Origin of the sequence: Exiguobacterium sp. s26 (assembly GCF_018618235.1) — a bacterium.
GTDB lineage: Bacteria > Bacillota > Bacilli > Exiguobacteriales > Exiguobacteriaceae > Exiguobacterium > Exiguobacterium chiriqhucha.
The window spans coordinates 115,605-127,216 of record NZ_JACSLS010000006.1 but is presented as its reverse complement, the minus strand read 5'-3'; the positions used below and the strand labels follow the sequence as shown (position 1 = coordinate 127,216).

Below are 11,612 nucleotides of genomic sequence, written 5' to 3'. Positions count from 1 at the left end.
CCAGGCAAGATCGTTCCGCAATAGCTCAGTGGTAGAGCAACCGGCTGTTAACCGGTAGGTCGTAGGTTCAAATCCTACTTGCGGAGCCACTTTTCTCTTTTTGGAGAGCTGTCCGAGTGGCCGAAGGAGCACGATTGGAATTCGTGTAGGCGGCAAAACCGTCTCAAGGGTTCGAATCCCTTGCTCTCCGCCAGTTTTTCAATCAATAGTATGGCCCGTTGGTCAAGCGGTTAAGACACCGCCCTTTCACGGCGGTAACACGGGTTCGAATCCCGTACGGGTCACCATTTAAATTTTATATCGTCGCGGGGTGGAGCAGTCTGGTAGCTCGTCGGGCTCATAACCCGAAGGTCGTTGGTTCAAATCCAGCCCCCGCAATTAGTGTGGTCCTGTGGTGTAGCGGTTAACATGCCTGCCTGTCACGCAGGAGATCGCGGGTTCGAATCCCGTCAGGACCGCCATTTTTTCAATTAAATTACTACATACATGGCTTTGTAGCTCAGTTGGTAGAGCAAAGGACTGAAAATCCTTGTGTCGGCGGTTCGATTCCGTCCAAAGCCACCATGTGGGGGGGTAGCGAAGTGGCTAAACGCGGCGGACTGTAAATCCGCTCCCTCGGGTTCGGCGGTTCGAATCCGCCCCCCCCCACCACCTAGGGGCATAGTTTAGCGGTAGAACTACGGTCTCCAAAACCGTCAGCGCGGGTTCGATTCCTGCTGCCCCTGCTTTCTAATATAATTATGGCGATTGTGGCGAAGTGGTTAACGCACCGGATTGTGATTCCGGCATTCGAGGGTTCAATTCCCTTCAGTCGCCCCATTTTATTGGGCTGTAGCCAAGTGGTAAGGCATCGGATTTTGATTCCGACATGCGTAGGTTCGATCCCTTCCAGCCCAGCCATTATGCGGAAGTAGTTCAGTGGTAGAATACGACCTTGCCAAGGTCGGGGTCGCGGGTTCGAATCCCGTCTTCCGCTCCATTAAATTTGGCGCCATAGCCAAGTGGTAAGGCAGAGGACTGCAACTCCTCTATCGTCGGTTCGATTCCGACTGGCGCCTCCAACATAATATGCCGGTGTGGCGGAATTGGTAGACGCGCACGACTCAAAATCGTGTTCCTCTGGAGTGTCGGTTCGACTCCGACCACCGGTATCCGTAGATCCTAGCTGAGGCTAGGGTCTTTTTTTTGTATGTGAAAGTTTAAAAATAAAGGGAAGTGAGCGATGCGTAAGGAATAAGCAAGGAGTGTACGATTGTGCAAGGGGACGAAGGGGGAAGTACATTGCCGACAGATCAAATCGCTCAAGCTTTTATGAGATTTGCTGCAAACGAGTGTAGAGGTTCGAGTGTTCTTTATGAATCATTGTCGAACGAGATAGCGACAGACGTGTCGATTCTCACATTATGTGAGCAAGCCAATCCAGGACAGCCTATTCCGAACCTGTTGTTTGGAGCAGTCCATTATCTGCTCTTGAGTGGGCACCAGCATCCATTAGGCGACTATTATCCAAGCGTGGCCATTGAAGCGAAAGAGGTAGATGAAGGACTATTTCCGAGTTTTCAGCAATTTTGCACAACTTATGAAACTGAGTTGGTTGCTCTCTTACAGACTAGGCTCGTTCAAACGAACGAAGTGAGACGGTGTGCGTATTTATATCCAGTGTTCGGTATGATTTCTAGATACTCAAAGCAACCGTTGTCTTTAGTGGAGATTGGTACGAGCGCCGGTCTACAGCTCTTATGGGATCAGTACAGCTATCGATATGACGACAGCGAACTGGCCGGGAACGTCACGTCATCCCTCGAGATTTCAGCGGAGGTGATTGGCGAAGGAAGACCTCGACTGAATCTACCGCTTCCTCCAGTCCGGGAACGAATCGGGTTTGATTTGAATATCGTCGATTTGACCGATGGCGATGAAAAATTATGGTTGAATTCGCTTATATGGCCGGAACATACAACTCGTCTCGAGCTATTTGAACAGGCGAGTGCGTTGATCGGATCACAACCATTGGAGTTGATTCAAGGGGATGGAGTTCAATTATTAAAAACACGAGTCGATTCGATTGAAACGGATAGCATCGTCTGTATCTTCCATACACACGTGGCGAATCAAATGCCACTTGAAACCAAGTATGAGCTTTTGCGTCAAGTCGACTGTATCGGGGAGTACCGGGACGTCTGTCACATCTATAATAATGTCCAAGACAAGTTGCTCCACCTCGATCTTATTATCGATGGCAGGAAGAGTGAGTACGTGCTCGCTGAAACGGATGGGCATGGACGTTGGTTCAACTGGTTGCTATCACCAGAAACGGAAGAAAATCTTGAGCAAAGATTTGGTAAGCTCTAACCTCGGTTAGAGCTATTTAGGATTAATGAAAAAAAGAACCATCACGGAGATGATTCTTCATATGACGTGTAAGTCGCTTCGTCCAAAGTATGTAAGTAATCGGGTCCAAAATTGTTCAGGATAAAGAGTTCCTCTTCGTTCTCAGTCGCCAATCCGTTTGAGAATCCTCTATTCGCTTGGAGGAAATGCAACAAACGATCTTGCTCCGTGTCGGCTTTGGAGAAGTCGCCTTGTGACCAATTTTCGAGCATGATGTTCAATTCGGCGTATATGTCATCTTCGATCTTGAATTTTGATTTTAGAAGATTCAAGTATTCAGCCGATTGTTGAATATTCTGTGGTGTCATCGGAATCGCCCCCCATTTAGCACGAGCTGATATTTTTTGATGTGTCATCAAGTGCATGCTTTTGATCAATTCAGTTCGATTTGGTTTCTCTTCATTGAAAGAGACCTCTAGTTCAACGCGAGTCTTTGCGGTGGAGTTGCCTCTGCGGTCTAATGGGTCTTCCTTGGATACTTCGATTTGTAGTTCTTTGACGCGCTTTGCGTATTTGTCATCAAGATTCTCATTTTCGACACCTTGACTTAAGTTTTTATAAAACGTGTAGCTGATCCAAAAGACTGGAATGAGCAAGATGAGGACGCTAGTCGTGATGATGAGTCGCTTCGGGGTAAATACCTGTTTCAGTTTTTTGAACAATATCATTGCCTCCTATCTGTACATAGTTGGATTTTAACATACTTCAAATACCATTAATCCCATATAAGGGATTAATATGGAAAAATAGATAAAAGAAACAAAAAAATGATTTGATAACTCATTTTGAATGAACGTTTTTCCATCTGTGATGTGATATAATTACCTGGTAATAATATTTTATGATGTATAAATTCTAATGACGGTCACGTTGCTCGTCAATCTCATACTGTATTTGGTTTCATATTTCATTTTTGTTGTCGTCATCGCTATTTGCAATTGAGGAGGAAGTTGTACATGAGTAAAGAAAAAATCGCCCAGCTCCGAAAGCATGTCTCGCCGTTTGAAAAGGCCGATGTGAAGAAGAGCGTCCGGCAGATGATCAACACAATCTTGCCGTTTCTTGCCGCCTGGATTCTTGCCTATCAGGCGCTCCAAATCTCGGTCTTCTTGACCATTCCACTCGCCATCGTCGCAGCTGGTTTTGTTGTCCGGATGTTCATCATTTTCCACGACTGTACGCACGGTTCGTTTTTCAAGAATAAAAAAGCGAACGCTATCGTCGGGACGATTATGGGGATTCTAACGTTGTTCCCATATGAGAAATGGAAACGAGAGCATTCGATTCACCATGCTTCGAGTGGTAACTTGGACAAACGTGGCGTCGGTGACATTTGGGTCATGACGATTGAAGAATACGTCGAGGCATCGAGATGGACTCGATTGCAATATCGTCTATACCGTAACCCGCTCGTCATGTTCGGTCTCGGGCCGTTGTTCTTGATTCTTGTCACGAGCCGTTTCAATCGGAAAGATGCGCGTAAAAAAGAACGGAATAACACATACCTCATTAACTTGTCGCTCGTCGTTCTCTATGCGCTCGTCATCGCGATCGTCGGTTGGAAAGCGTTCTTGATTGTTCAAGGCACGACAATGTTCACAGCCGGTGTCCTTGGAATCTGGTTGTTCTACGTACAGCATACGTTCGAAGACTCGTATTTCGAGGACGAGAGCGAGTGGGACTACGTGAAGGCTGCGATCGAAGGAAGCTCGTATTACGAGTTGCCGAAAGTGTTGCAGTGGGTAACCGGGAATATCGGTTTCCACCATGTTCATCACTTGAGCCCGCGTGTACCGAACTACAACCTTGAACAAGCCCATACGTCGACGCCGCCGCTCCAAAAAGCGACGACGATTGGTCTATGGTCGAGTTTGAAGTCGCTACGCTACAAACTCTACGATGCTCAGAACAAGACGTTCGTCACGTTCCGCGATATTAAGCACTTGCTTCGGGAACCGAAGACGTCATCGTTGTGACGCACATTCCTGCCGGCTTTGTCGGCAGGATATTTTTATATCGCCACAGCTATCTTATATTGAGATATGATTTAAAGAAGATAAATAAGGGAATTAGATGTACTCAGACAATAAACATATAGACTTGATAAGCCATCAAAGAAATTTCTTTAAAAGTGTTGACTTCCGAAAGGTATAGATGTATATTGATTGTAGTCGCTTTTACAGCCGACTCATATGAACCATGCGGGTGTAGTTTAATGGTAAAACCTCAGCCTTCCAAGCTGATGACGAGAGTTCGATTCTCTTCACCCGCTTCATCATCTCTCTGCCGACTGGCGGGGAGATTTTTTGTATGCGAAAATAGGCATGAAAGAGGTGATTCGATGAACGGGATGAGCCCGGAAACACTTAAACAGAAGATTGTGGCGTACGCGACGACGATTGGGATTGACGAGTTGAAAGTGACGACGGCCGACCCGTTCATCGTCATGAAGCAACGTCTCGTGAAGCAGCAAGAAAAGGGATTCGCTTCGGGGTTCGAGGAGCCTGACTTGGACAAACGGACGACACCGACGCTGTTACTTGAAGAAGCGCAGTCGATTATTGCAATCGCCATCTTGTATCCGAGCAAATTGAAGGACGCGCCGCGTAGTGTGGCCGATGAGCGCCGCGGTTTGTTCGCCCGGGCATCGTGGGGGCTCGACTACCATCGCGCTGTTGGCTCGAGACTCGAACAATTGCAGGCGTATATTGAACAGCTCGTCCCGGGCGTCCGGACACGCTCGATGGTCGATACGGGAGAGCTTGTCGATCGGGCGGTGGCCGAACGGGCCGGAATCGGCTTCAGCGGCAAGAACTGTTCCATCATTTCGCCCGAGAAGGGGTCGTACCTCTATCTAGGCGAGATGATCCTGGACACATACTTACCACCGGATGAGATGATTGAGGACGGGTGCGGAGAATGTACGAAATGCATGACGGCATGTCCGACGACGGCGCTTATCGAACCGGGTGTGCTCGACGCAAAACGTTGCATCGCCTATTTGACGCAAATGAAGACGCTCATGCCACGCGAGTTCCGCTCGAAGCTCGGTGGACGGCTTTACGGTTGCGACACGTGCCAACAAGTCTGTCCGTATAATCGGAAGAAGGATTGGCGCCATCATGAGGAACTGCTTCCTGAAGCGGAAATCGTCAAACCGTTGCTCGTCCCGTTACTGAACTTGAGCAATCGGGAGTTCAAAGCGAAGTTCGGCCATCTGTCTGGCGCATGGCGCGGAAAAAAGCCGATTCAGCGAAATGCGATTCTAGCGTTGGCCCATTATCGGGAACCATCGGCCGTGCCGGTGCTCGAAGACTTCATCCAACAAGATGAGCGCGAAGACATGCGGGCGACAGCGGTCTGGGCGATCGGGGCGATTCTCGGAGCCGAAGCCGAGACGATTTATCAACAGATTGAGTCGACGGAGACGTCGGAGCTCGTACATGAAGAGATTCGATTATTCCGAGAGGAGTGGAGTCATGAAGACCGTGTCATCTAAATGGGGAACGTTAGGCTATGAATTGAACGCCAATGGAAAGCTATGTGCGTTAGACTTTGCGGAGACGGAAGCGGATGATGGTTCGGCACCAGCTTGGCTGACCGAACTGATTGAACGTGTCGAACAAGACGGGCTTCAACCGTCTGACCGCGAGTGGATCGAGATGAACGGGACCGTCTTTCAGCAAGAAGTATGGGATGCGCTCTTAACGATCCCGTTCGGAGAGACGCGGACGTACAAACAAATCGCCGAACAAATCGGACGACCAAAAGCGGTTCGTGCGGTCGGCCAGGCACTGAACCGGAATCCGTTGCCCGTCATTTTCCCGTGCCACCGCGTCATCGGTAGCGGAGGACAACTGACCGGTTTCGGTGGCGGTATTCATCAAAAACAACGATTACTTGATCTCGAACAAGTGAAGTGAGGAGTAGATTATGGCAATCCATGTAGTAATGTTCCAACCAGAAATCCCGGCGAATACAGGTAACGTCTCGCGCACATGTGCCGCGACGAATTCGGTGCTTCATTTGATTCGTCCGTTAGGTTTTTCGACAGACGATAAAATGCTCAAACGAGCCGGGCTCGATTATTGGCAGTTCGTCGATGTGCGGTATCACGATTCGCTTGACGAACTGTGGGCCAAGCACCCGGACGGAGAGTTCTTTTACATTACCAAGTACGGGGAACAGTACCCGAGTGACCTCGACGTGTCTGCGGTCGACAAAGACTATTTCTTCGTCTTCGGTCGCGAGACGAAAGGGTTGCCGATGGAAGTGATCGAGAATAACCTCGACCGTTGCATCCGCTTGCCGCAATCGAACCTCGTGCGATCGCTCAACGTCTCGAACACGGCGGCGATTATCGTCTATGAGGCGCTCCGCCAACAAGGATATGCTGGGTTGAAATAAAAAAGAGCCGGATTCGTGAGAATCTCGGCTCTTATTGATTACCTTCAGGTTTTCTGTTGTATCCAGCTGTAAAGATAGCTGAGAGGAAGACGACGCTGATTCCGACCATTAGTAACAAACCCATCTGAAAATCCCCCTTTTGTTCTCCGTGACTACGAATATTATAATATACTTGATAATAGATTTGCACTGAATATGAGAAATTCTTGTGAAATTGGAGCCGATATGAAAACAAACGTGTACTTGTTAAGCTATGCCCCGTTGATTGGGATTATTCTGTTCTCGATGTCGCTTGCGATCGCCACGAGCGAGTATGTGATTCAATGGCTGACCCGTGTCGGTGTCTACAGCGAGATTATCGCCCTGTTGTCCGTACAGGAGTCAAAAGTGCTCGTGCTCGTCGTGTTCTTTACCATTTACTTCATGCTGTTCAGCGCCTTCAAGCTCGTGGCCGACACGTTCAATCAACTCGGATTCGCCTTCTTCGCGCGTGAGACGAACGGCAGCTCGCTCCATCGTCTCAAGCCAGGGGCGACGATTTTTCTGGTCGGGTCGGGAATCAGCTTCTTGTTCCTGAACTCGCTCCTTGCCGTCATCGCGGTATTGCTCGGCACATTCGTCCTCTATTTGTTCTATTACATATGGCAAGTCAGTCAGTTGATGTCGACGTTTCGGGCAATCGGTCTGCTCTTGATTCAAGCGATGATGTGGGCCATCCTGTTGAGCGGCCTCGCTTGGGCGATGCTACGCTTGTTTAACTCGGTCGGGGACATCATCCTATGACGGTGAATGCGACGATTCCCCTCATTCCGACCGAAGAAGTCGTCCAGGCATGGATGGGTTCGATGGTGCCACCGATGGACTTATTCATGGCGGATGCGAGACTCGTGACGCGACTCGGTGCGGATGCGAACGTCTTGATGATCCCACGGGCAGAATTCGACGTGCATCCGTCTTATCGGGACATCCGCATGGCCAACGCCTATACGTATTGGACCATCGACCGCGAGGCTGTTGTCGTCTTGCATGCGCCGCCGGGGTGGGTCGCGACATTATTGCCAGAAGTGAGACGCGAGTTGCTTGCCTATCAAGTCACGGTCGGACGGGGGCTCGTTTTCCCGGCGACTGACATGGAAATCGATTCGTTGGCGACTTCGATTGTGACGGTAGACGATGTGCCGTATCTCATCTTACATCAGTCAGCCTTTCAGGTGATGCCAGACGAGATGCGTCGTCAACTGACGTTCGAGTACGCCAAAGCTTGGGACGAGTGGACGGCGAGTTCTATTCCCGATACTTGCCCTGACCATGTGCGACGCCTTGCTAACACCTTCCCGGTCACGTCAGGCAGCAATTGCCTCGCGGCCACGCTGTTCGCGGTGACAGGTGCGGAGTGGATGGCGACGCAATGGGTCCATCCTGGCACATTCCTCCAGACGCTCGGTCAGGCTGGTTACATGAGAACCGAGTCGGAACTGACCGAACGAGGGGATGTGCTCACGTTCGTTGATGAGGCAGGGCGTGTCCAACACGCGACATACTGCATCGGCGCCGGACTCTTCTTCAACAAGAACGGGCAGACGCTGTTCAATCCATGGAAACTGATTCAACAACATGAACTGTTCGAGGCATGGGGGGACTACACGTGCCAGACGTATCGACGACCATAAAAAGCCAGGGACAACGATGTCCCTGGCTTTTTAGCGATGTGCTTCCGTCCAAACGATAGCAGGATAGGCCCGGTTGGCGAGCTCCGGGAACGGCCGCGGCGTGTCGGCGCCGAGCCAGATGGCCGTGATTGACTCATCGGTCAAACCGACGTACCACATGTCTTTATGCGAGTTCGTCGTACCGGTCTTCCCGCCGATATAAGGCCCTTTGATTTGGTTGGCGTAACGTCCCGTCCCGTAAGTGGTGACAGCGGACAACGCCTCCCGCATCGTCGCGACGGTCGCTTTCGACCAGACAGCTTGCTTCGTCATGCTTGGCGTGATCGTAGCTGCGCCCGACTCGAAGCGAATCTGTTTAATCGTCTGGCCGGACACGTACACGCCTTGGTTGAGAAACGGGGTATAGGCGGCGGCAAGCTCTTTGGGCGACACGCCTTGGGTCAAACCGCCGAGTGCGCTGGCGAGACTGTTATCGCTCTTAGCGTCCCACTGGCTGAACATCATGTCCGCCGTCGTATACGCTGCCTCTTGATCGATCGCGGTGAAGGCGGCGAGCGCCGGCGTGTTGTAGGAATACGCGACCGTATCGCGGAACGATACATCACCGAGGATACGATTTCCGCTGTTCGTCGGACAATACGTCCCGTAACAGACTGGCCGACCGTCGAGGATGGTATCGAGTTTCGCTCCGGTCTCTTCTATATAGGGCGCGAACACGAGGACAGGTTTGATGGCTGACCCAGGTTGGCGGAACGCTTGCGTGGCCCGATTGAATTCACCCGATTGGGTCATCTCTGAATCGACGAGGGCGATGATGCGTCCGTTCGGCGTCAGCTCGGCGTAGCCGCCGTTCAAACCGTTCGGCAGTTTTGTCATGACTTGTTTCGCCTGTTGTTGCCGGGCGACGGACAGATGCGTCTCGATTGTCGCTTGATTGGTCGCCAAGTAGTCTCTGGCTGCTTCTTCATCGAGATCATAACGTGAGCGGACGAGTCGAATCGCCTCTTTCATGACCGTATCCATATAATCGGGATAACGGACGACGTGTTGACGGTACGTCGCCGTCAGCTTCACCCCATGATGCGTTTCATACGCTTGTCTCGATATGACGCCGGCATCACGGAGCTGGGTGAGGATTCGATCTTTGCGCTCATAGAACGATTCTGACGGATCGAGCGGATCATATAAAGATGGATTGTTCGGGATGGTTAACAGGAAAGCGATTTGATTCCAGTTCAAATCTTCGAGCGGGCGGGCGAAATACGTCTCGGCTGCTGCTTGAATCCCGTAAACGTTATGTCCGAAGAAGATGACATTGCTGTATGCTGTCATAATTTCTTTTTTACTATATTGTTTTTCAAGCGCCCGGGCGAGCAATAATTCCTTCACTTTGCGCTCATATGTCCGCTCGTGCGTCAAATAGACGTTCCGGGCGAGCTGTTGGGTGATGGTGCTGCCGCCTTGGCGCGAGGATTCATTGGCGTTATTGATGAAAGCCCGAGCGATACCACCGAGGTCATATCCCGGATGGGCGTTAAACTTGCGGTCTTCGATGGTCATGATGGCTTCACGGAGGTGGGCCGGAAAGCGCGCGACAGAGACGTCATCGCGTCGACCGTTCAAATAGAGCCGTTCCGTCCCGCCTTTGTACGTCAACGTGACGGCATGTTTCGACGCGAGCGGGGTAGCGTTGACCGTCTTTTCACCCCACGTCATAATCTGTTTCGCTTGCTCAATTTCTTCTTTTAACGCTCCGCTGATCGTCCCGCCGACGGCTAACAGTCCAGCAAAAAATAGTGTCCCAATCCACGCTCGCATCGTCTCACCTCTCTCTTCATACATTATATCGTCAATCTTTCAAAAAAATTCAAAATGTAAACGTTATCATATAATAATTTGGGCAGGAATACATTAGGAAGTAGAGAAAGAGGGTAATAGATGTTTATATTATGAATTTAGGAGGCTGTACTATGAAGCAAGAAATGGTTGCGATGCTCCTCGCAGGAGGAGAAGGGAAACGACTCGGGCCTCTCACACGGAAGACGGCAAAACCTGCTGTCAACTTTGGAGGGAAGTACCGGATCATCGATTTTCCATTATCGAACTGTACCAATTCGGGAATCACGACGGTGGGCGTGTTAACACAATATGAGCCACTGGAATTGAACCGTTACCTAGGCATCGGGTCAGCCTGGGATTTGGACCGCCGCAATGGAGGCTTGGCCATCTTACCACCATACCAAGCTCAGTCGGGAAAAAACTGGTACGAAGGTACGGCCAATGCGATTTATCGGAACTTGAGCTATATCGACGACTACGATCCGGAGTACGTGTTGATCCTATCGGGGGACCACATTTACAAGATGGACTATGAGAAGATGCTCGATTTCCATAAAGAGAAACAAGCCGATGTCACAATCTCAGTCATGGAAGTTCCATGGGACGAGGCGCCACGCTTTGGGATTTTGAATACGAGCGACGATCTTCGCATCAATGAGTTCGACGAGAAGCCAGAGAAGCCGAAGAGCAACTTGGCCTCGATGGGGATTTACATCTTCAACTGGAAAGTACTTCGGGAGCATTTGATTCAAGACGCGGAAGACGAGACATCAAGTTTCGACTTCGGGAAAAACATCATTCCGAACACGCTTCTCGACGGCTTAGACGTGTTCGCTTATAAATTCAAAGGCTACTGGAAAGACGTTGGAACAATTCAATCGCTTTGGGAAGCCAACATGGACTTGCTCGAAGAAGATCCACCGTTCGACCTTTACGATCCGAACTGGAAAATCTATTCGGTCAACCCGAACCAAACACCGCAATTCATCGGGAAAGATGCGTGTGTCGAACAGTCGGTCATTAACGAAGGCTGCCAAATCGAAGGCGAGGTCCAACATTCGGTCTTGTTCTACGATGTACGTGTCGGTGAAGGCTCGCTCGTCAAAGACTCGGTCATCATGCCGGGAGCACGGATTGGAAAAGATGTAACGATTCATCGAGCGATCGTCGCGAGCTGTGCCGTCATTCAAGACGGGGCGACAGTTGGCGAGCCGGGTGGTGAGATCGTTGTCATTGAACCACATGAAAATATCGAGAGCGGCACAGTCTTCAAACAACGTGTTTGATTTAAAAAAAGACCGACGC

The 11,612-nt window shown here is 50.3% G+C and carries 10 protein-coding genes and 14 tRNA genes; 22 read left to right on the top strand and 2 right to left on the bottom strand.

The genetic code is table 11. The annotated features are described in order from the left end of the window. The first annotated feature begins 14 nt into the window (after nucleotides 1-14). The 14 genes from KNP82_RS11230 to KNP82_RS11165 all read left to right on the top strand — a co-directional run bounded on the left by KNP82_RS11230 (nucleotide 15) and on the right by KNP82_RS11165 (nucleotide 2,352). Nucleotides 15-89 (top strand) — tRNA-Asn (locus KNP82_RS11230). A gap of 13 nt (nucleotides 90-102) precedes the next feature. After that, nucleotides 103-193, top strand: a tRNA-Ser gene (locus KNP82_RS11225). A gap of 19 nt (nucleotides 194-212) precedes the next feature. Continuing rightward, a tRNA-Glu gene (locus tag KNP82_RS11220) sits at nucleotides 213-287 on the top strand. 17 nt (nucleotides 288-304) lie between these two features. Next, nucleotides 305-378 (top strand) — tRNA-Met (locus tag KNP82_RS11215). Between the two features lie 7 nt (nucleotides 379-385). Beyond that, nucleotides 386-461 (top strand) — tRNA-Asp (locus KNP82_RS11210). A 27-nt stretch (nucleotides 462-488) separates the two neighbouring features. Then, nucleotides 489-564, top strand: a tRNA-Phe gene (locus KNP82_RS11205). A gap of 3 nt (nucleotides 565-567) precedes the next feature. Next, nucleotides 568-651, top strand: a tRNA-Tyr gene (locus KNP82_RS11200). A 3-nt stretch (nucleotides 652-654) separates the two neighbouring features. Next, nucleotides 655-725 (top strand) — tRNA-Trp (locus KNP82_RS11195). A gap of 18 nt (nucleotides 726-743) precedes the next feature. Next, nucleotides 744-819 (top strand) — tRNA-His (locus KNP82_RS11190). Nucleotides 820-825: 6 nt separating this feature from the next. After that, nucleotides 826-900: transfer RNA gene (locus tag KNP82_RS11185), tRNA-Gln, on the top strand. 4 nt (nucleotides 901-904) lie between these two features. Continuing rightward, nucleotides 905-979 (top strand) — tRNA-Gly (locus KNP82_RS11180). 8 nt (nucleotides 980-987) lie between these two features. Then, a tRNA-Cys gene (locus KNP82_RS11175) sits at nucleotides 988-1,061 on the top strand. Nucleotides 1,062-1,070: 9 nt separating this feature from the next. After that, nucleotides 1,071-1,151: transfer RNA gene (locus tag KNP82_RS11170), tRNA-Leu, on the top strand. A gap of 160 nt (nucleotides 1,152-1,311) precedes the next feature. Beyond that, nucleotides 1,312-2,352: a DUF2332 domain-containing protein gene (locus KNP82_RS11165; protein WP_214828022.1), complete on the top strand. Its 1,041-nt coding sequence runs from the start codon at nucleotides 1,312-1,314 to the stop codon at nucleotides 2,350-2,352. 41 nt (nucleotides 2,353-2,393) lie between these two features. Here KNP82_RS11165 and KNP82_RS11160 read toward each other — a convergent pair whose 3' ends face one another. Next, entirely contained in the window at nucleotides 2,394-3,053 is a 660-nt protein-coding gene (locus KNP82_RS11160; protein ID WP_214828017.1) for a DUF6241 domain-containing protein, read from the bottom strand. 294 nt (nucleotides 3,054-3,347) lie between these two features. Here KNP82_RS11160 and desA point away from each other — a divergent pair, with 294 nt between their 5' ends. The 7 genes from desA to KNP82_RS11125 all read left to right on the top strand — a co-directional run bounded on the left by desA (nucleotide 3,348) and on the right by KNP82_RS11125 (nucleotide 8,468). Further along, nucleotides 3,348-4,367 (top strand): Delta(5) desaturase DesA, encoded by a 1,020-nt coding sequence (desA, locus tag KNP82_RS11155; RefSeq protein WP_021065768.1) that lies wholly within the window; start codon nucleotides 3,348-3,350, stop codon nucleotides 4,365-4,367. A 225-nt stretch (nucleotides 4,368-4,592) separates the two neighbouring features. Further along, nucleotides 4,593-4,663: transfer RNA gene (locus tag KNP82_RS11150), tRNA-Gly, on the top strand. A gap of 78 nt (nucleotides 4,664-4,741) precedes the next feature. After that, nucleotides 4,742-5,890, top strand: a complete 1,149-nt coding sequence (queG, locus tag KNP82_RS11145) for a tRNA epoxyqueuosine(34) reductase QueG (RefSeq protein ID WP_131472311.1) — start codon at nucleotides 4,742-4,744, stop codon at nucleotides 5,888-5,890. Next, entirely contained in the window at nucleotides 5,871-6,314 is a 444-nt protein-coding gene (locus tag KNP82_RS11140; protein WP_214714060.1) for a methylated-DNA--[protein]-cysteine S-methyltransferase, read from the top strand. Before queG ends, KNP82_RS11140 begins: the two co-directional genes overlap by 20 nt. Before the next feature lie 10 nt (nucleotides 6,315-6,324). Continuing rightward, nucleotides 6,325-6,798 carry a tRNA (uridine(34)/cytosine(34)/5-carboxymethylaminomethyluridine(34)-2'-O)-methyltransferase TrmL gene (trmL, locus tag KNP82_RS11135; RefSeq protein WP_021066740.1) on the top strand — a complete coding sequence of 158 codons (474 nt, stop codon included), beginning with the start codon at nucleotides 6,325-6,327 and terminating at the stop codon, nucleotides 6,796-6,798. A gap of 225 nt (nucleotides 6,799-7,023) precedes the next feature. Further along, nucleotides 7,024-7,581: a DUF5366 family protein gene (locus KNP82_RS11130; protein ID WP_021066738.1), complete on the top strand. Its 558-nt coding sequence runs from the start codon at nucleotides 7,024-7,026 to the stop codon at nucleotides 7,579-7,581. Next, the gene (locus tag KNP82_RS11125; RefSeq protein ID WP_058765770.1) at nucleotides 7,578-8,468 is read left to right on the top strand and encodes a hypothetical protein; all 891 of its coding nucleotides are present in this window, start codon (nucleotides 7,578-7,580) and stop codon (nucleotides 8,466-8,468) included. The genes KNP82_RS11130 and KNP82_RS11125 overlap by 4 nt, the downstream gene beginning before the upstream one ends. 30 nt (nucleotides 8,469-8,498) lie before the next feature. Here the strand turns inward: KNP82_RS11125 and KNP82_RS11120 are convergent, their stop codons facing one another. Beyond that, entirely contained in the window at nucleotides 8,499-10,286 is a 1,788-nt protein-coding gene (locus KNP82_RS11120; RefSeq protein ID WP_236355803.1) for a transglycosylase domain-containing protein, read from the bottom strand. 152 nt (nucleotides 10,287-10,438) lie between these two features. Between KNP82_RS11120 and KNP82_RS11115 the strand changes: the two genes are divergently transcribed. Beyond that, nucleotides 10,439-11,593 carry a glucose-1-phosphate adenylyltransferase gene (locus tag KNP82_RS11115; RefSeq protein WP_029595994.1) on the top strand — a complete coding sequence of 385 codons (1,155 nt, stop codon included), beginning with the start codon at nucleotides 10,439-10,441 and terminating at the stop codon, nucleotides 11,591-11,593. Nucleotides 11,594-11,612: the final 19 nt, after the last annotated feature.